Raw genomic sequence first — 18,917 nt, 5'->3', positions numbered from 1 at the left:
TTTCCTACCATTTGCTCCCGATGCCATTACTGTCACCTCTTACTTTGCAAAGCGCAAACGGGAATTGACTTGCGGCTTGCGGATTTGATGCTACCGTTTCCGAAACAGACGCAGATATAGCGGCTGATACAAAAACGACGATTGATCCAGTGGGAGGGTCGCATATGCCCGATGGGGCTTTGCCTGTTCTTGACGTACGGGACCTGAAGACTGTGTTTAAAACGCGGGGTGGTGAAGTCCACGCCGTCAATGATGTCAGCTTTGAACTGCGACCCGGTGAATTGTTGGGGGTCGTTGGCGAAAGCGGGTCTGGAAAATCCGTGACAATGATGTCCTTGCTGGGACTGTTGCCGTCGCCACCCGCCAACGTGCGCGGTGGCCAGGTTACTTTCGACGGGCGCGATCTGCTGAAAGTCAATCCCGACGAACTCCGTTCAGTCCGTGGTGCAAAGATCGGGTTCATCTTTCAAGACCCGATGACCTCTCTCAACCCGGTGTTCACCGTTGGCAACCAGATCATGGAGCCCCTGCGCAAGCATATGGGGCTGAACAAGCGCGAGGCCGCCGTGCGCGCGCAGGAATTGCTGGAGCTTGTGGGCATCCCCGATGCGGCGCGCCGGTTGCTGGACTACCCGCACCAGTTTTCAGGCGGCATGCGCCAGCGTGTCATGATTGCCATTGCGCTGGCCTGTGATCCGCAGGTCCTGATTGCCGATGAACCCACAACCGCACTGGATGTTACGATTCAGGCGCAAATCCTTGAATTGATGAAAGAGCTGCGCAGCAAACTGGGCATGGCCGTGATCTGGATCACCCATGATTTGGGTGTCATCGCAGGTATCGCTGATCGGGTTATGGTGATGTACGCCGGCCAAGTGGTTGAACATGCGCCGGTGGAGGAGTTGTTCCAAAATCCGCAACATCCCTATACCCGCGCCCTGCTCAAGACTATCCCGACCATTTCGGGCGAACGTGCGGCCCGGTTGACGATCATCGAAGGTCAGCCGCCGATCATGATGGCGCCGCCAAATGCCTGCGCCTTCCGTGACCGTTGTGACGTGGCCTTTGAAAGATGTGCCCAAGAAAACCCGCCGCGCTATGATGTGGGCCACGGCCATGACGCCGCCTGTTTCTTTGATGCGCGCACCGGAGTGCCACGCGATGTTTGATGGCCCAAAACCACTGGTCAGTGTCAAAGACCTGAAAATGCATTTCCCGATTTACGCGGGTTTTTTTCGCCGCCGCGTAGGCGAGGTGAAAGCCGTTGATGGTGTCAGCTTTGACATTGTCGAGGGTGAGACGCTGGGTCTTGTGGGCGAATCCGGCTGCGGCAAGTCCACCTGTGGCCGCGCGGTGCTGCGCCTCTATGACATCACGTCAGGGTCGATCAGCATTGATGATCGCGAAATTGGCGCAACCCCGCAATCCGACCTGCGCACCATGCGCCCCACGATGCAAATGGTGTTTCAGGACCCGCAAGCGTCGCTCAACCCGCGCATGACGGTCGAGGCGATCATCAAAGAGCCGCTGGACGAACATACTGCCCTGACCGAGGCCGAAAAGCGCGAAAAAGTCGGTGAGTTGATGGATGCGGTCGGCCTGAACCGCAAGTTTGCCAAGCGCTATCCACATGCCTTTTCCGGCGGCCAGCGGCAACGGATCGGCATTGCCCGCGCGCTGGCCCTGAACCCCAAGTTCATTGTTTGCGACGAACCGATTGCAGCGCTTGACGTATCTATTCAAGCGCAGGTGGTGAACCTGCTGGAAGACCTGCAGGAAAAATTTGGCCTGACCTATCTGTTCATCAGCCACGATCTGTCGATGGTCCGCCATATCGCCACTCGCGTGGCGGTGATGTATCTGGGCAAAGTGGTCGAGCTTGCCCCGCGTGAGGCGCTTTATCGCGATCCGCTGCACCCCTATACCAAGGCGCTTTTGTCGGCCGTACCAGAGCCGGACCCCAGCCTTGCCACCGCCAAGGAGCGGATCATCCTTCAGGGCGACGTGCCCTCCCCGTCCAATCCGCCAAACGGCTGTAATTTCTGCACCCGCTGCCCGTCGGTCATGGATATCTGCACCAAAGTGGAGCCCGACTACCGCGAGGTACAGCCAGGCCGGTACACGGCCTGTCACCTATACAACGACACTGCGGGCTAACCGCAGGTCCCGAGGCAATAGAGCATCCAACAAGGAGAGAAAGAAAATGAAACTCAAAACAGCATTGCTGGGGGCTGCCGCATCGCTTGCACTTGCCCCGATGGCATTGGCAGACGCCCATGAGGGCGAGCGCGGTCGCGACGGCGAAGTCAAGATTATCTATTGGCAGGCGCCGTCGATCCTGAACCCCTATCTGTCCGGTGGCACAAAGGAACTGGAAGCTGCCAGTCTGATCATCGAGCCGCTGGCCCGCTATGACACCGACGGCAACCTTGTTGCATGGTTGGCAGAAGAAGTGCCGACTGTTGCCAACGGCGGCGTGTCAGAGGACCTCAAGACCATCACATGGAAGCTCAAGCCCGGTCTGGTTTGGTCGGACGGGACGCCTTTGACATCCGAGGATGTGAAATTCTCATGGGAATATTGTACCGCTGAAGGCGGTGGTTGTGCGCAGGGTGAAAAATATCTGGATGTTGTCAGCGTTGACACGCCTGACGAACTGACGGCCGTTGTCAATTTCAGCGTCGCCAAGCCGTTTCCATATGGCCCATTCGTCGGTGCGCAAGCCCCGATCATTCAAAAGGCGCAGTTCGCCGATTGCATGGGCCCAAAGGCACCTGAATGCACTGATGAAAACTTCGGTCCGATCGGCACTGGCCCATTTGTTGTGACGGATTTCCGCACCAACGACGTATTCACGGCGGTTGCCAATGAAAACTACCGCGAAGCTGGCAAGCCTGCCTTTGCATCTGTGACCTTCAAAGGTGGCGGTGATGCAGCAGCGGCTGGTCGTGCGGTGCATGAAACCGGCGAGTATGACTACGCCTGGAACCTGCAACTTGCCCCCGATGTTCTGGCCGGTATGGCCGAAGCGGGATTGGGTCAGAACGTTGCAGCCTTTGGTACATCGGTCGAGCGTATCCTGCTGAACCAGACCAACGTTGACCCGGCACTGGGCGACCAGCGCGGCGTGATCGGCAACCCGCATCCGTTCCTGACAGACAAATCCGTGCGTCAGGCCATGTCGATGGCCATCGACCGTGCCCTGCTGACCGAAATCGGCTATGGCGAGTTCGGCCGCCTGACCTGCAACGTGCTGCCAGCACCGGCGATCTTCGCTTCTGACGCCAACGACAGCTGCCTTGTGCAGGACATCGAAGGTGCAAAGGGTGTTTTGGAGGCCGCAGGCTGGACCGACACCGATGGTGACGGATTCCGCGACAAGGATGGTATCAAGCTGTCCGTGCTGTATCAGACATCGACCAACGCCGTGCGTCAGGACTATCAGGCCCTGATCAAGCAGTGGTGGGAAGAAATTGGTGTTGAAACCGAGTTGCGCAATATCGATGCGTCAGTCTTCTTTGGCTCTGATCCCGGCTCGCCCGATACGTTCCAGAAGTTCTTTGCGGATGTGGAAATGTTCACAAACAACTTCGACGGCACTGACCCTGAGGCCTACATGGCCGGCTGGACCTGTGATCAGGCACCGCAGCCATCCAACCAGTGGCAGGGCAACAACATGCCGCGCTTCTGTTCGGAAGAGTATGACGCGCTGCGCGCTGAGATGGCTGTCACCGGCGATATCAACGAACGCGCCCGGCTTGCCAAGGCGATGAATGACATCCTGATGCAGGAATATATCATTCTGCCGCTGACACACCGTGGCCGGAACTCTGCCCATGCAGTGTCACTGGGCGGCGTGGCCCTGAACGTTTGGGACAGTGAGCTTTGGAACATCGCTGACTGGTACCGTATCCCCGGCTAAAGGGGTGATGGGTCAAGACCCATCTTACGACCACATCTGCGCGGGGCCGGATGCCCCTGCCCCGCGCAACATTTCTGTCAAAGTCCTGACCTGAGGCGTTGCAATGCTGACCTACACACTTCGCAGATTGCTGTTGTCGATCCCGACGCTTTTGTTCATTGCTTTTGTGATCTTCATGTTGCTGGAACTGGCCCCCGGTGATCCGATGGCCAGCATGCCCCTGACAATCCCCCCCGAGGTCAAGGAAAAGATGCGCGAGGCCCTGGGCCTTGGCCGTCCATGGTACGTGCGCTTCCCGCTTTGGCTGAACCAGTTCTTCATCGTCGAGCCGCAGTATTGGTTTGACCAGACCTTTGGCACCAACTTCGCCAACGGTGCACAACGCATCATCTCGTTCCAGTCGCGCAGCCCTGTCTTTGACACGATCGCAGAGCGGATGCCCCAAACGCTTTGGGTTGTTGGCATGTCCTATGTCGTCGGCGTTCTGATTGCCCTGCCGATCGGGATCATCAGCGCCTACAAGCAATATTCGGTCTTTGATCAGGCTGGCACATTTGTGTCGATGATCGGCTTTTCGGTCCCGCCGTTCTTTTCGGGCGTGCTGCTGATCGTGGTCTTTTCGGTGCAGTTGAAATGGCTGCCCTCCATCTATGATACAACCCATGTGGTCACGGGCTGGGACAGCTTTGTCTTTCAACTGCGCCAGATGGTGATGCCGGTCATGGTGCTGGCCCTGCAAACGACCGCGCAGGTCAGCCGGTACATGCGCGCCTCGATGCTGGATAATCTGGGGCAGGACTATGTGCGTACCGCCCGCGCCAAAGGCATGTCCGAGAGCGTTGTGGTGATGAAGCATGTGTTGCGCAACTCGATGTTGCCGGTCATCACCGTCATCGCCCTTGGTATTCCCGCAATCTTTGGTGGCGCCATCATCACCGAACAGATCTTCAAGGTAAACGGGTTGGGCCAGTTGCTGATTACCGCCCTGCAGGGCAGTGACATCCCGATGGTCATGACCATTACATTCCTGCTGGCGGTCCTGATCGTCATGATGAACCTGATTGCCGACGTACTTTACGGCATTCTAGATCCGAGGATCCGCTATGACTGATCTGACCAATGTCGAAATGGAAGTCGTTGAAAAGCCACGCAGCCAGTGGCGCGATGTGTGGGACCAGTTCAAGACCCACAAGGGGGCTGTCGCGGGCCTGTCTTTCCTGATTTTCATTACCCTGTTTGCCGCTGTCGGTCCGTTTCTGTGGGATGTGGACCCCGGCAGACTGGACATTCGCAACAAGGACGTGCGCCCCATCTACATGGGGCTCTTTGACAGTTCAGCAAAGGTCAGTTGGGCCAACCCGATGGGCACCGACAATCTGGGCCGAGATATCATGGCCAATATCATGCAGGGCGGTCGCATTTCGCTGGCGGTGGGTTGGACCGCGATGGTTCTGGCCGTCGTACTGGGGACAACCATCGGCGTGCTGGCTGGCTACTTCAAGCGGCTGGACGGTCTGCTGATGCGCTTTACCGATCTGGTGCTGGCACTGCCGCTACTGCCGCTGCTGCTGGTAATGATGCTGTTGTTTCGTGACCCGCTGCGTGCGGCCTTCGGGCCCGAGACAGGGATATTCCTGCTGATTGTTGCGGGTATCGGCATCACGTCATGGATGCAGACGGCACGCATCGTGCGTGGTGATGTCATGGCCCTGAAAGAGCGCGAGTTTGTGCTGGCCGCCCGGTCCATCGGGACCCCGGCGCGACGCATGATTACCCGTCATCTGCTGCCCAATGTGCTGTCTCCTATCATGGTGTCCGCCACATTGGGGCTGGCCACGGCGATCATCACCGAAAGTGCGCTATCCTTCCTTGGGCTGGGGTTCCCGTCCGATTTCCCCACATGGGGCAAAATCCTGTTTGACAGCGTGGACCGTATGACATCATTCCCAGAACGGGTGATCTGGCCGGGGCTTGCAATTTCACTGACGGTTCTGGCCGTGAACTATATCGGCGACGGGTTGCGTGACGCACTCGATCCCCGGATCAGAGGACATTAGCGGGGGGGGGGGGGAACCCTACTCCATATGTTTTCTGATCCGCTGCACCAGCAGCCAGACCGCAACCAGCACAACAGGCGTGGCCCCGGCGGCCATAACCGATTTGGAGATACCATAGGTTTTCTCAAGCGGGCCAAGGATATAGAGGACCAGATTGACAGCGTAATAACTGATCGCAACGACTGACAGACCCTCGACAGTCTTTTGCAGGCGCAGTTGCAGATCGGCGCGTTTGTCCATGCTGGTCAACAAATCCTGATTCTGGGCAGAGCGTTCCACATCCACCCGTGTGCGCAACAGATCACCTGCGCGCAGCGCGCGGGCGGACATTTCATGCAATCTGGTTTCGGTTGATTTCACGGTGCGCATGGCCGGATCAAACCGGCGCATCATGAATTCTGCAAACGTCTGGCGTCCGTTGAACCGCTCTTCACGCAGTACCGCAATCCGCTGATTGACGAGCGTGCCGTATGCCCCTGTCGCCCCAAATCGAAAGTCTGTCTGCGAGATCGTGTTTTCCAATTCTGCCGACACTTCGAGCAGTTCCTGCAACACCAAGGCCGCATCCACGCCGGGCTGGCACATATCACCCAGTAGCTTGCGCAGCTTCTTGTCCACCTGCCCCATCGCGGGCCCCAACTGACGGGCGCGGGACAGGCCCAGCATGGACATCGCTTTGTAGGTTTCAATCTCGCACAGGCGTTGAATCACCCGACCCACCCTGCGCGCTCCGACGTGCGGGCGGGCAAAGACGGCAAAGCGCATGTGACCGGATGTATCAATCCGGAAATCACCGGCGATCACAAGGTCATCTTCAATCACGCGGCTGATGGCAACGCTTTCAGGCACCAGCCAGTCGCGCACGTCTTCGTCGATGCCCTCGTCGCCTTCCCTGACCTCAATGCGGATCAGAGCGGACGTCACGCGGACGCCAGGCGCAGTTTCAAGCCAATCCTCGGGGAAAACGCCGAATGTAGCGGCATCGAACGGGCGGTCCGCTACCCCTTCGCCAAAGATCGTATAGGTCACAAATTCAGTATGGCTTTCCCACTTCAGTTTGTGTCTGCCGATTGTGCCAAAATAATGCGTGGCCCCCGGTGCGGGGTGCTTTGCACCGAACCGATCAAGCAAGGCGATCAGATGCGCCCAATCGGCGTCACGGTCACGACCTGCGGCATTCTTGGCAGGTTTCAACGCCAGATAGGCCGCCCTGCTGGGCGCTGCGACCGCTGGAAACGGGCGCGCGTGCAATTCATTTGCCAATGCATAGCGCAGGGGATGGTCAGTAATCGGGGACATGCGGCAGGCGCCTTTTCGTCAGGTTACAAACTGCAACCTAGCGAGGTTTCCTGCGCTGTAAACAAAAAATCGTTTAATTAATAAACCCTTAGCGGCGCACGATTGTATACCGCGCGCCGCCTTTGACCTTAGATTACAACGACATCCAGCGGAGGAAAGCCGTTAAAGCAAACCGAAGAATAGGTCGATGTATAGGCACCAGTGTTACGGATCAGCACCCGGTCGCCCGCCTTCAGGCTAAGAGGCAGTGACACAGGGCGCTTTTCATAAAGCACATCGGCGCTGTCACAGCTTGGCCCGGCAAGGATACAAGGCCCCATCGGGTCCGCATCGCGGGCGGTTTCAAACTGATAGCGGATCGCTTCGCCCTCGGTTTCGGCCAGCCCCGAAAAGCGCCCGATATCGAGAAAGACCCAACGGTGCATGTCACGGTCGGACTTGCGCGATGTCAGCATCACTTCGGCAACGATCACGCCAGCCTCGGCAACCATACCGCGGCCCGGCTCGGCCATGATGTTGGCGACGTTTGGGAAACGGGCCTCGACCATCTGCATGACCTGTGCGGCATAGGCTGTAGGCGCGTCGATTTCCTCGCCGTAGAATGCAGGGAAACCGCCACCGATGTTCAGCAGGTCCAACATGTGACCTGCGTCCAATGCAGCCTGCCAGATGTGCGCCATCGCATCCAGCGTGGGTGCCCACATCGCCGCCTGACGGGTCTGTGAACCAACATGGAAGGACATGCCCACAGGGCGCAGCCCCAACGCCTTGGCATAGTCCAGCAGACGCAGCGCCATGTCCTTGTCACAGCCGAATTTGCGGGTCAGTGGCCAGTCTGCGTGGGATACTTCAACGATCAGGCGAATGTACACCGAGGCACCCGGCGCATTGGCTGCGATCTTTTCAAGCTCTTCCTCTGCATCGGCGGCAAACAGCGTGATCCCCTGGTCCCAGGCCCATGCAATGTCTGACGCCCGCTTGATGGTGTTGCCAAATGAAACGTCCGCAGGCGAGGCCCCTTCCGCAAGGCACTGCGCGATTTCAGCCTTTGACGCGGCATCGAAATGCGAGCCCAGATCAACAAGACGCGCGATGATCTGACGCGCAGGATTGGCCTTTACTGCATAGTGGATGTCTGCGCGGCCCAAACCTGCCTTGAGCGCCCGGTATTGCGCGCTGACACGATCAAGGTCCATCACTAGTGTTGGCTGGTCAAAGCTACGTGATGCGACATAGGCATCAAGACGAGAAGGGGCGACGGCAAAGGAAGACGCGTCTTGCGCGAAGTGTAAAGTCATGGGTCATCTCCTGTAGACCCGGCCATAACGGATTTTCACCGCCGCAGACCGCTCAGTTCCAAAAGAGACGTTACCGTCGCTACGTAAACACGTGTGCGTTGACTTCACCGGCCAGAGGCGCGTGCGTTGGCGTCTATGGAACGCCATGTGAGGCAAGTCGGGATTCGGATCAAGGGGTAAAATGCCCTCAATTGAATTTTTATAACAGCATGGACCTACAGGGATTTCTGAGGCAATTGTGAGCAATGGCCAACATCGTGCTTTTCAACAAACCATACGGCGTTCTGTCGCAATTTACCGATGCGCGCAGCCCCAGCCCGCGCCCGACCTTGTCCGCCTTTATTGATGTGCCCGGGGTCTATCCTGCGGGGCGGCTGGACCGCGACAGCGAAGGGCTGCTTGTGCTGACTGATGATGGCAAGCTCCAGGCCAAGATCGCAGACCCAAGGCACAAGCTGACCAAAACCTATCTGGTACAGGTGGAAGGCGCCCCCACCGACAGCGATTTGCAGCCGCTGCGCGACGGCGTGACCCTCAAGGATGGGCCAACGCGCCCCGCCAAGGTGGCATTGATCGCCCCGCCTGATCTGTGGGACCGTGATCCACCAGTGCGTTTCCGTAAATCGGTGCCCGACAGTTGGCTGGAGATTACCATCAGCGAAGGACGCAACCGACAGGTCCGCCGCATGACGGCCCATATCGGTTTTCCAACGCTGCGGCTGGTGCGTTGGCGGGTCGGGTCATGGTCGCTGGACGGCATCGCCTCTGGCAGCATGGTGCGGCTTTAGCTGGTTATCCTGCACGGATGATGGATTGAAATCCATCTTACGGTCTGGCGTCGGTCGCGCCTCAGGTCGGGATCGGCTCTGACTGGGTTGTGATGATCCTGTCGATCTCTGCGCGCGCATAGGCCGCAAGCTTGGCCTGATCATCGCGCACCTGTCCGGGTGGCAGGTCAAGATCACCCAGCACAATGATATTTTCATCGTTCACCAGATTGGCAGGCCCCGTGTAGTTGAAGCTGCCGATGATCGTGAGCGCGTCATCAATGACCATCAGCTTGTGATGGATTTTGCGCACGCCGGTTCCTGTCCGGTTCCGGTGCAGGGTCACACCGGCGGCGGTCAGCGTATGTTTTGCCGCCCATTTCTGGTTGGCTTGCCTGCGATCCAGCACACCATTCAGCCTCAGTCCCTTTTCGTGCGCATTCACCAGCGCATCGTCAATACCGGAGGATTGCGCAAAGGTGAAAACGGCGAAATCAATCCGGGACTTTGCCTTGATCATCTGCTTGATGAATTCCATTTCTGGGGCGTGATCGGGGGCAAACAACGGCTTGGTCCGCACGCCGCTGACAAAATGCCCTTCAAGCGGTTTGCGCGGCACTTCAAGGCTGCGTTTACCAAAGATCCCCTTGCGCATCTGCCGGAATTCGCGGGCATACTCGCGCGCCACTTCGATGTCTTCAATGACCGCAATATGGTTGAGGTTCTTTGTGACCCCGGTTGTGGTGAAATTGGTTGATCCGGTCATCAGGGCCGCCCGATCCCGCACAATGAATTTCTGGTGAAAGATGCTGGGGTTGTAATCCGCCTTGGCATCCACACCCACGCGCAGCACTCGGGTCAACAATTCACGATTGATCTCGTGAACGCCCAGCCCGTCAGAAGGGGGCAGGCCCTGTTCGCGCAAATAGTCCTGTTCAAGGATCATCTGGACGCGGACACCGCGTCTGCGAGCCGTAATCAGGGCCTCGGCAATGGGCCGGTGATCCAACTCCTGCACCGACACCAGCAACTCAGACTGTGCCGCACCAATGAAGTCGATGATCGGCGCTTCAAGGCTGTCGGGTCCACCAACGGTATCGGGACCCATATGCAGGATAATTGCGCCAACAGTGACAGGCATAAAAGTCTCCAATACATCAAAATAATGGGAACAGGCTGACAGCGAAAACAGATCAGATCAAGCCAAACGAAAAACGGCCCCACCATCAAGGCGAGGCCGTCCAAGGTCGTAAGATGGATTTTAATCCATCCCCGCTCTAGTCAATTTTGGGCAACAGCGCATCCAGTGATGCCTTCGCATCGCCATAGAACATGCGCGTGTTCTCTTTAAAGAACAGCGGATTCTCAATACCTGAATAGCCCGTGCCCTGCCCGCGTTTCGACACGAACACCTGCTTGGCTTTCCAGCACTCCAGCACCGGCATACCCGCGATCGGCGAGTTCGGATCATCCTGTGCGGCAGGGTTCACGATGTCATTTGACCCGATCACAATGGCGACGTCCGTATCCGGGAAATCATCGTTGATCTCGTCCATCTCCAGCACGATGTCATAAGGCACCTTGGCTTCGGCGAGCAGCACGTTCATGTGGCCGGGCAAACGGCCTGCAACCGGGTGGATCGCGAACCGCACGTTCTTGCCCTTGGCGCGCAGTTTGCGCACCAGTTCAGACACGGCCTGCTGCGCTTGCGCCACGGCCATCCCGTAACCGGGGATGATGATCACGCTGTCGGCTTCGTTCAGGGCCGTCGCAACGCCATCGGCGTCAATTGCGACTTGTTCGCCTTCAACGGCCATCTGTTCGCCCGCAGGGCCACCAAAGCCGCCCAGAATGACGCTGATGAACGACCGGTTCATCGCCTTACACATGATGTAGGACAAGATCGCACCGGACGAGCCGACAAGAGCGCCCACAACGATCAGCAGATCATTGCCAAGGCTGAAACCAATCGCCGCCGCAGCCCAGCCGGAATAGCTGTTCAGCATAGACACAACGACGGGCATATCCGCCCCGCCGATCCCCATGATCAGGTGATACCCGATAAAGAGCGCCAGAATGGTCATCAACAGCAGTGGCAAAATGCCGCCGGTGTTGAAGTACCAGATCAGGCACAAGAGCGAACCAATGGCCGCACTAGCGTTCAGCATGTGGCCACCGGGCAGTTTCTTAGCGGATGTATCAACCTTGCCCGCCAGTTTGCCGTAGGCAATGACCGACCCGGTAAACGTCACCGCACCGATGAACACGCCAAGGAACAGTTCGACCCGCAGGATCGAAATCTCGACCCCGTCTTTCTTGGCCAGCAATGCCGCGAAACCTTCAAGCGCTTTGCGGCCCGAATCGTCCATCGCCAGAACGCGCCCCAATTCGATATGCGCGATCACGCCAACAAACACAGCGGCCAGACCGACCAGCGAGTGCATGGCAGCAACCAATTCAGGCATTTGCGTCATTTGCACGCGGGTCGCCAGCTGATAGCCGATCACGCCGCCAAGACAGACCAGCACGATCGACAGCAGCCAAAGACCGGCACCGGGGCCGATCAGGGTTGCCGCGACGGCCAGCGCCATCCCGGCAATGCCGTACCAGACCGCCCGTTTCGCGCTTTCCTGCCCTGAAAGTCCGCCAAGGCTGAGGATAAAGAGAACAGCTGCGACCACATAAGCCGCTGTTGTAAAACCAAATTCCATGTTCTCTACTCCTTAAGACTTCTGGAACATGGCGAGCATGCGCCGTGTCACGAGGAAGCCACCGAAAATATTGATGCCAGTCATAAAGACTGCCATTGCCGCCAGTATGATGACCAGAAACGATCCAGACCCGATTTGGGTCAACGCCCCCAGAATAATGATCGACGAAATCGCGTTCGTGACCGCCATAAGCGGGGTATGCAACGAATGGGCCACGCCCCAGATCACCTGGAAACCAACAAACACAGCCAGCACGAAGACGATAAAGTGCTGCATAAAGCTGGCCGGTGCCACAAGGCCCACCAATAGCAGCAACGCGCCACCGATTGTCAGCAACGTGACCTGATTGCGGGTCTGTTGCTTGAATGCGGCCACTTCCTGCGCGCGCTTTTCTTCAGCAGTCAGTTCCTTGATCGGCTCTTTCTTGGGGGCCGCTGCAATGGCTGCGACCTTGGGCGGCGGTGGCGGGAAGGTAATCTCGCCTTTATGTGTCGCCGTCGCCCCGCGAATGACGTCATCTTCCATGTTGTGGACCGGCGTGCCGTCTTTTTCGGGCGTCAGGTCTGTCATCATATGGCGGATGTTGGTTGCATAAAGCGTCGATGACTGCTGCGCCATCCGGCTTGGGAAATCGGTGTAGCCGATGATTGTCACACCGTTGTCCGTGACGATTTTCTCGTCCTTGACGGTCAACTTGCAGTTCCCGCCACGCTCGGCCGCAAGGTCAACGATGACCGATCCGGGCTTCATGCTCTCGACCATATCCTTGGTCCAAAGCTCGGGCGCGTCGCGTCCGGGGATCAGGGCCGTTGTAATTACGATGTCGATGTCAGGCGCGATCTCGCGGAATTTGGCCAGCTGAGCTGCGGCAAATTCAGGGCTGGATACGGCGGCGTAGCCACCTGTGGCTGAGCCGTCCTGCTGTTCTTCTTCGAAATCGAGGAACACAAACTCGGCACCCATCGATTCGACCTGTTCGGCGACTTCGGGGCGCACATCAAACGCATAGGTGATCGCGCCCAGCGATGTGGCGGTCCCGATGGCCGCCAGACCGGCAACCCCTGCCCCGACAACCAACACCTTGGCAGGCGGAACTTTACCAGCGGCGGTCACTTGGCCCGTAAAGAAGCGGCCAAAGTTGTTACCTGCTTCAATAACCGCACGATAGCCTGCAATGTTGGCCATGGATGACAGCGCATCCATTTTCTGTGCGCGGCTGATCCGGGGGACCATGTCCATCGCAATGACAGTTGATCCCTGGCTGTTGGCCGCTTCCATCAATTCCTTGTTCTGTGCGGGATAGAAGAACGAAATCAGCGTCTGCCCTTCACGCATCTGCTTGATCTCGGACTCTTCGGGCGGGCGCACTTTCGCGACCACATCAGCCGTTTTCCAGACATCCGCAGCGCTTGGCACAACCTCGACACCTGCCTCCTCGTAGGCGGCGTCTGTGAAACCTGCAGAGAGCCCTGCTCCTGCTTCGATCAGGCAAGAGTAGCCCAGTTTTTGTAAATCTTTGGCCGACGCGGGTGTCATTGCCACCCGATCTTCGCCAGCGAATATCTCGTTCGGTGTACCGATTTTCACGGACTGTCCCCCATTTCTTGCATGTTCTTAACGCTCAATTATAGCGCGCAAGAAAATTTCACAAGCCAATGGCAGTCATGTATTCATATGTTGGGCGCTAACAGTCACAACCAGCGGCGGGTTTTTTGGCAATATCGGGCGAAGTCCGCCCGGAATTTGCGGCGCAGCCGGTTTTCTTCGGGGATAATGAAGCGCTGGGTGATTGTGCCGATGAAAAGCGGCACCAAAACCAGTGCGACAGTCGCATCCCAACGCAGCGCCAGCCCCGCCAATACCAGCACGTCGCCCAGATAGATCGGGTTGCGCGAGCGCCGGAAAATCCCCGTTGTGACCAGATGATCGGCCTCCATATGAGGGATCACGGTTGTGCGCTGCTTGCGCATTTCGACAAATGCCAGCAGCATCAGCACCAGACCACCGCCCACAAGCAGCCCCCCCGCCAGATCAAGGGCCGGATGCCCAAACGCAAGCCACATTGGCTGCAATTGGGCAATCCACCACGTCATAACAAGTGCAAGCGCCAGCCAGACTGGCGGAAGGTCAATCCATTTCATATCCGGCAATCTGACGCCACAGCGCCGGGTTGTCACCCCCACTTGTACGTCGGCGCGATGCCGGTAGCATGACCCCAACAGGAGGACGACATATGGAACACGCAGGCAAACACGCGCTTGTCACCGGCGGCGGGCAAGGGATTGGCAAGGGCATCGCCCTGGCCCTCGCACAGGCAGGAGCACAGGTCACGATCACAGGGCGTACAGGGTCGACACTGGAACAAACGGCTGCCCTTGATCCACGCTTGCACCCGCTTGTCATGGATGTCTCTGACGAGGCATCTGTGCGCGACGGGATCAGCGCGGCCGCCGCCGAACGCGGAAAAATCCAGATTTGTGTGGCCAATGCAGGCATCGCAGAATCAGTGAAATTTGCAGATTGCACCATGGCGGACTGGCGGCGGATGATGGCCACCAATCTTGATGGCGTGTTTGTGACCCTTCAGGCGGCCCTTGCCACGTTAGAAAAGGAAGACTGGGGCCGTATGATCGTCGTCAGCTCCATCGCCGGTGTCAAAGGGTTGCGCAATGCAATCCCCTACACTGTCAGCAAGCACGGGGTCATCGGACTGATCCATGGTTTGTCAGAGGAATACCGCCCGCGCCCGATTACCTTCAATGCGCTCTGCCCCGGTTATGTGGACACAGAAATCGTTGCCAGCCAAATTCCCGGGCTCATGCAACGGTTCGACGTGGATGAGGCGGGCGCGCGCGCCGTCATCGCCAAAGGCAACCGCAGCAAGACGCTGCTTGATGTGGATGAAATCACGGCAGCGGCCATGTATGTCTGTTCGGACGGGGCGCGCAACTTCAACGGCCAGACCGTCGAAATCAGCGGCGGCCAAGTCTGAGGCAGAATCTAGCCTTCGTCCAGAAAAGATGTGTCGCCCAGATCGGGCGGCACATTCTGGCCGTGTACCTCAACATTCAGGGCCGCACCCAGCAAGATCAAATAGGCGCTGATATAAAGCCACAATAGAAGGCCGATCACGGCACCGATCGACCCGTAAACTTCGTTGTAATTGCCAAAGTTTGTCAGATAATAAGACAGGCCAGCGGACGCCGCGACCCACAGAATGACGACCACGAATGCGCCGATGGTCAGCCAGCGCCCCCGGCCCCCGATGCGGGCCGGTCCAAAGCGGTAAAGCAGACTTAGCGCCAGCATGAGCACCCCAAGCGCAATCAGCCACCGCGCCCCTTCCAGCAGCCACGCGGTTGACCCTTGGACCAGCCAATCAGCTGAGGTGAAGTTTGCCACGATGGCCAGCACAATCGGCAAGACAATCACCACCAGAACAGCAACCACGGCCAGCGTAACAAGCGCAATCGTCAAAAGGAATGCGACGAACAACTGCACAAGCCCGTTGCGTTGGCGTTGTCCTGCGATTGCATTCAGTCCCCCCACCAATGCCGCAACACCCGCCCGGCATGACCACAAGGCCAGCGTGATCGAGACAACCGAGGCCCAGCCCAAGGCTTGGCTTGGGGCGTTAACCAATCCGTTGATTTGGCCTGACAAAAGATCGTACGCGCTTGGCGGTATGATCCCTTCCATCAGTGTCATCTGCTCTGCGATAACAACGGGGTCGGCAACAAGGCCGAATATCGCGATCACTGCGGCAATGCCGGGAAAGATGCCGAACATTCCAAAGAATGCGACACCAGCGGCAATCAGACCGATGTGCTTGTCGCTAGCGGTCTTCCAAACGGCGAGCAATGTGCGCCAGAGGGTCAATAAATTTGCGATCAACGGTCTTGCCTTCATGATTGCGTGTTGAAGATAACTTAGGCGCACACCCCGGCCAAAGCCACTTTTCTTCGCAAAATGCCACAGACCTTCGCACAAATGCGGCTGTTGACAAAAAAATTGTCGCGACGGCATGACAATCGCGATAGATTGATTATCAAAGAGGGGTAAAAGCCCCAAACTAGGCAGGCAAAACTTTGAATTCGTTCGTAGATCACGTCAACACATTGGCGGAATCGTTGCAATCGCGCACATCCGCTCGCACACTCGTCGCTATCACCGGAGCACCCGCAAGTGGTAAATCCACCTTTGCGGCCGAATTGGTGCGGCTGCTTAATCTGCGCAAGCGCAAAGCTGTTGTGGTTCCGATGGACGGCTTTCACCTTGATAATCGCATCTTGGAAGAACGCAGCCTGCAACAGCGCAAAGGCGCGCCTGAAACCTTTGATGCACCCGGTTTTGTGCGGCTTGTCGAAGCGTTAAAGACCGGGGATGAAGTGTTTGCCCCGGTTTTTGACCGGACCCGCGACATTTCAATCGGTGGTGCGGTTGCCGTGCCTTCGGATGCGGAATTCGTCGTGGTCGAGGGCAACTATCTGATGTTTGACGAAGCGCCATGGACCGCATTGGCCGATCTGTGGGACGTGACCGCGCGCCTTGACGTGCCCATGCCCGAATTGCGCGCGCGCCTGATCCAAAGATGGCTAAGCCTGAATTATTCCAGAACCGTGGCGACCCGCCGTGCCGAAAGCAACGATATTCCAAACGCACAGCGTGTGACTGACAAGGCGTTGGAATGCCAGTTTACTTTTGACGGCCAACCGCATCCCCGGCCCAGCCTGTCTGTCTGAAGTGTTTCGCGAAAAGCCTGCCCCCAAGCTTTTCGGGACACGCAGTGCATCGGTCATATGCCATGGGTATTTCGCCTTATACAAATAGCAGCGCGATTGCCGGGAACAGCAGCAGGATAAACACCCGAATGATGTCGGACCCGACAAAGAACAGAACCGCCTTGTAGGTCGCTGTCATCGGCGTTTCCTTGTCCATGCTATTGATAATGAACAGGTTCATGCCCACTGGCGGCGTGATCAGGCCGACTTCGACCACGATCAGCACAAGGATGCCAAACCAGATCGCCACCTCTTCGGTGGTCATCCCGAAATCAAGCGTCTGGATCACCGGCCAGAAAATCGGGATCGTCAACAGGATCATCGACAAGCTGTCCATCAGGCAACCAAGGATCAGATAGAACAGCAGGATCATGGCCATCACCATCCACGGGCTGAACCCTTGCGTTGTGACCCAGCCAGATAGTTCCTGTGGCACTTGGGTCAGGGCCAGAAACCCGTTGTAGAACCCCGCCCCCAGCACGATGAAAAAGATCAGACCGGTGCCCGTGGCGGTCTGATAGATGCTGTCGCGAAACACGCTCCAATTCAGTGACCGCGCAAACAGAGCGATCAATCCGGTGCCAAGCGCCCCGACGGCGGCCCCTTCGGTGGGGGTAAACCAACCATTGTAGATACCACCTACAACCAGCGCGAAAACCAACAGCACGGGCCAGACCGCCAGCAGCGCCCTGAAACGGTCGCCAAAGCCGATGCGTGCTTTGGTACCCGCCTGGTCGGGATAAAGCCGCACATAAATCGCAATCGTCACCATATAGCCAAGAGCCGCCAGAACGCCGGGGATAAAGGCTGCGGCAAAAAGCTTGGCAATGTTCTGTTCGGTCAGGATCGCATAGATCACAAGGATCACCGAGGGCGGGATCAGGATGCCCAATGTCCCGCCTGCCGCCAGAGTGGCGGTCGAAAAACCCCCCGAATAGCCGTATTTGCGCAGTTCCGGCAGGGCGACCTTGCTCATGGTGGCGGCGGTGGCAAGTGATGACCCGCAGATCGCCCCAAATCCGGCACAGGCACCCACGGCGGCCATCGCCATGCCGCCTTTGCGGTGGCCCAGCCATGCCTCGGCAGCTTTGAAGAGGGCGCGTGACATGCCCGACAGGGTTGCAAACTGCCCCATCAGCAGAAAAATCGGGATGATCGACAGGTTGTAGCTGGAAAAGGTCGTGTAAACCTCTGACTTCAGCTTGGCCATGAAGACAACGGTCGTGTCGGTCGCCAACCAGATCCCACCAATCCCGCAAATCAGCATCGCCAGACCAATTGGCGCGCGCAGAAAGATCAGCAAAAGCAGGACCGGAAACGACAGATAACCAAGGGCCAGATCACTGATCATGGGCTTTTCCCCGCGATCCGCATCACCGCGCAATAGATGCTGACGATGCAGGCTGTGACGGCGGCACAAAAACTGGCTGCATAGGCCCACCAGATCGGAAACTGGATCAGATAGGTCGTCTCGCCATAACGCATCTTGTCGTGCATTCCCGCAAACAGGCGCCATGTGATCAGGATCATGACCACAGCCATGACCACGGCCCAAAAGCTTTCCAGCACATGCAAGACACTTGGGCCCAACCGGTTTGTAAAGATATCGACGGTCGCATGTGACCCTGTCAGTTGGGTCAACGGCAGAAAGGCAAAAATGGCAAAGGCGATGCCTGCCTCGACCAGTTCGAAATCCCCGTTGATGGGACCAAGCCCCACGCTCAGCAGCCAAGCGCCGAACCCACCGAGTGCCCCACTGTGCGCAACACTGTTGATTTCGCGGCCCGCAATGCTGATGCAAACGATCAGGACCAAGGCACACAACACCAGCCCTCCAAGCGCAGCCATGACGCGTGCCAGCCTGTCGATCACCTTATGCAGCACATCAAACTCCTGACGGTTTCTGGTCCGCGCGCGCTTTGGTCGCGGGTTTAGTAGGCACGGGGATGCTTGGCAATCAGTGATGAACCTATGGACAAGAAGGGATATTTGTCGCCGACAGCGACGTGTCGGCTCTGCTCACTCAATGTTGCGTTGCCCAAAGGCCTTGCGTAGCATAACGAGGTCGGGTGAATCCGGCCA

At 57.7% G+C, this 18,917-nt stretch carries 17 protein-coding genes; 8 read left to right on the top strand and 9 right to left on the bottom strand.

Features of this window, described 5'->3' with window-relative positions:
• The first annotated feature begins 164 nt into the window (after positions 1 to 164).
• The 5 genes from C8N45_RS03100 to C8N45_RS03080 all read left to right on the top strand — a co-directional run bounded on the left by C8N45_RS03100 (position 165) and on the right by C8N45_RS03080 (position 5,979).
• Positions 165 to 1,169: an ABC transporter ATP-binding protein gene (locus tag C8N45_RS03100; protein ID WP_108384721.1), complete on the top strand. Its 1,005-nt coding sequence runs from the start codon at positions 165 to 167 to the stop codon at positions 1,167 to 1,169.
• Positions 1,162 to 2,157 (top strand): ABC transporter ATP-binding protein, encoded by a 996-nt coding sequence (locus C8N45_RS03095; protein ID WP_108384720.1) that lies wholly within the window; start codon positions 1,162 to 1,164, stop codon positions 2,155 to 2,157. Before C8N45_RS03100 ends, C8N45_RS03095 begins: the two co-directional genes overlap by 8 nt.
• Before the next feature lie 46 nt (positions 2,158 to 2,203).
• On the top strand, positions 2,204 to 3,922 hold the full coding sequence (locus C8N45_RS03090) for a peptide ABC transporter substrate-binding protein (protein WP_108384719.1): 1,719 nt from the start codon (positions 2,204 to 2,206) through the stop codon (positions 3,920 to 3,922).
• Positions 3,923 to 4,025: 103 nt separating this feature from the next.
• Positions 4,026 to 5,033: an ABC transporter permease gene (locus tag C8N45_RS03085; protein WP_108384718.1), complete on the top strand. Its 1,008-nt coding sequence runs from the start codon at positions 4,026 to 4,028 to the stop codon at positions 5,031 to 5,033.
• A complete protein-coding gene (locus C8N45_RS03080) occupies positions 5,026 to 5,979 on the top strand; it encodes an ABC transporter permease (protein WP_108384717.1) in 954 nt (317 codons plus the stop codon). The genes C8N45_RS03085 and C8N45_RS03080 overlap by 8 nt, the downstream gene beginning before the upstream one ends.
• Before the next feature lie 18 nt (positions 5,980 to 5,997).
• On the opposite strand, the gene C8N45_RS03075 is transcribed toward C8N45_RS03080, so the two are convergent.
• Both C8N45_RS03075 and C8N45_RS03070 read right to left on the bottom strand, forming a co-directional pair.
• Entirely contained in the window at positions 5,998 to 7,278 is a 1,281-nt protein-coding gene (locus C8N45_RS03075; RefSeq protein ID WP_108384716.1) for a DUF3422 family protein, read from the bottom strand.
• 128 nt (positions 7,279 to 7,406) lie between these two features.
• Positions 7,407 to 8,576: a type III PLP-dependent enzyme gene (locus C8N45_RS03070; RefSeq protein WP_108384715.1), complete on the bottom strand. Its 1,170-nt coding sequence runs from the start codon at positions 8,574 to 8,576 to the stop codon at positions 7,407 to 7,409.
• 245 nt (positions 8,577 to 8,821) lie between these two features.
• Here C8N45_RS03070 and C8N45_RS03065 point away from each other — a divergent pair, with 245 nt between their 5' ends.
• On the top strand, positions 8,822 to 9,364 hold the full coding sequence (locus C8N45_RS03065) for a pseudouridine synthase (protein WP_108384714.1): 543 nt from the start codon (positions 8,822 to 8,824) through the stop codon (positions 9,362 to 9,364).
• Positions 9,365 to 9,425: 61 nt separating this feature from the next.
• Here the strand turns inward: C8N45_RS03065 and C8N45_RS03060 are convergent, their stop codons facing one another.
• The 4 genes from C8N45_RS03060 to C8N45_RS03045 all read right to left on the bottom strand — a co-directional run bounded on the left by C8N45_RS03060 (position 9,426) and on the right by C8N45_RS03045 (position 14,195).
• Positions 9,426 to 10,484, bottom strand: a complete 1,059-nt coding sequence (locus tag C8N45_RS03060; protein ID WP_108384713.1) for a phospholipase D-like domain-containing protein — start codon at positions 10,482 to 10,484, stop codon at positions 9,426 to 9,428.
• Positions 10,485 to 10,620: 136 nt separating this feature from the next.
• Complete coding sequence (locus C8N45_RS03055; protein WP_108384712.1) at positions 10,621 to 12,054, bottom strand: NAD(P)(+) transhydrogenase (Re/Si-specific) subunit beta; 1,434 nt, start codon at positions 12,052 to 12,054, stop codon at positions 10,621 to 10,623.
• Positions 12,055 to 12,066: 12 nt separating this feature from the next.
• A complete protein-coding gene (locus tag C8N45_RS03050; protein WP_108384711.1) occupies positions 12,067 to 13,641 on the bottom strand; it encodes a Re/Si-specific NAD(P)(+) transhydrogenase subunit alpha in 1,575 nt (524 codons plus the stop codon).
• 104 nt (positions 13,642 to 13,745) lie between these two features.
• Positions 13,746 to 14,195, bottom strand: a complete 450-nt coding sequence (locus C8N45_RS03045) for a methyltransferase family protein (RefSeq protein WP_108384710.1) — start codon at positions 14,193 to 14,195, stop codon at positions 13,746 to 13,748.
• A 92-nt stretch (positions 14,196 to 14,287) separates the two neighbouring features.
• On the opposite strand from C8N45_RS03045, the gene C8N45_RS03040 reads away from it, so the two are divergent.
• A complete protein-coding gene (locus tag C8N45_RS03040) occupies positions 14,288 to 15,046 on the top strand; it encodes an SDR family NAD(P)-dependent oxidoreductase (RefSeq protein WP_108384709.1) in 759 nt (252 codons plus the stop codon).
• 8 nt (positions 15,047 to 15,054) lie between these two features.
• On the opposite strand, the gene C8N45_RS03035 is transcribed toward C8N45_RS03040, so the two are convergent.
• Positions 15,055 to 15,948 carry a YihY/virulence factor BrkB family protein gene (locus C8N45_RS03035; RefSeq protein WP_245882528.1) on the bottom strand — a complete coding sequence of 298 codons (894 nt, stop codon included), beginning with the start codon at positions 15,946 to 15,948 and terminating at the stop codon, positions 15,055 to 15,057.
• Positions 15,949 to 16,142: 194 nt separating this feature from the next.
• Between C8N45_RS03035 and C8N45_RS03030 the strand changes: the two genes are divergently transcribed.
• Entirely contained in the window at positions 16,143 to 16,796 is a 654-nt protein-coding gene (locus C8N45_RS03030) for a nucleoside/nucleotide kinase family protein (RefSeq protein ID WP_108384708.1), read from the top strand.
• Between the two features lie 76 nt (positions 16,797 to 16,872).
• On the opposite strand, the gene C8N45_RS03025 is transcribed toward C8N45_RS03030, so the two are convergent.
• Both C8N45_RS03025 and C8N45_RS03020 read right to left on the bottom strand, forming a co-directional pair.
• Positions 16,873 to 18,183 carry a TRAP transporter large permease gene (locus C8N45_RS03025; RefSeq protein WP_108385131.1) on the bottom strand — a complete coding sequence of 437 codons (1,311 nt, stop codon included), beginning with the start codon at positions 18,181 to 18,183 and terminating at the stop codon, positions 16,873 to 16,875.
• Positions 18,183 to 18,719 (bottom strand): TRAP transporter small permease, encoded by a 537-nt coding sequence (locus C8N45_RS03020; protein WP_108384707.1) that lies wholly within the window; start codon positions 18,717 to 18,719, stop codon positions 18,183 to 18,185. Before C8N45_RS03020 ends, C8N45_RS03025 begins: the two co-directional genes overlap by 1 nt.
• Between the last annotated feature and the right edge of the window lie 198 nt (positions 18,720 to 18,917).

It is taken from the genome of Yoonia sediminilitoris (assembly GCF_003058085.1).
Classification (GTDB): domain Bacteria; phylum Pseudomonadota; class Alphaproteobacteria; order Rhodobacterales; family Rhodobacteraceae; genus Yoonia; species Yoonia sediminilitoris.
Note: the sequence above shows the minus strand (reverse complement) of the source record. Positions and strands in the feature narration are given on the sequence as shown.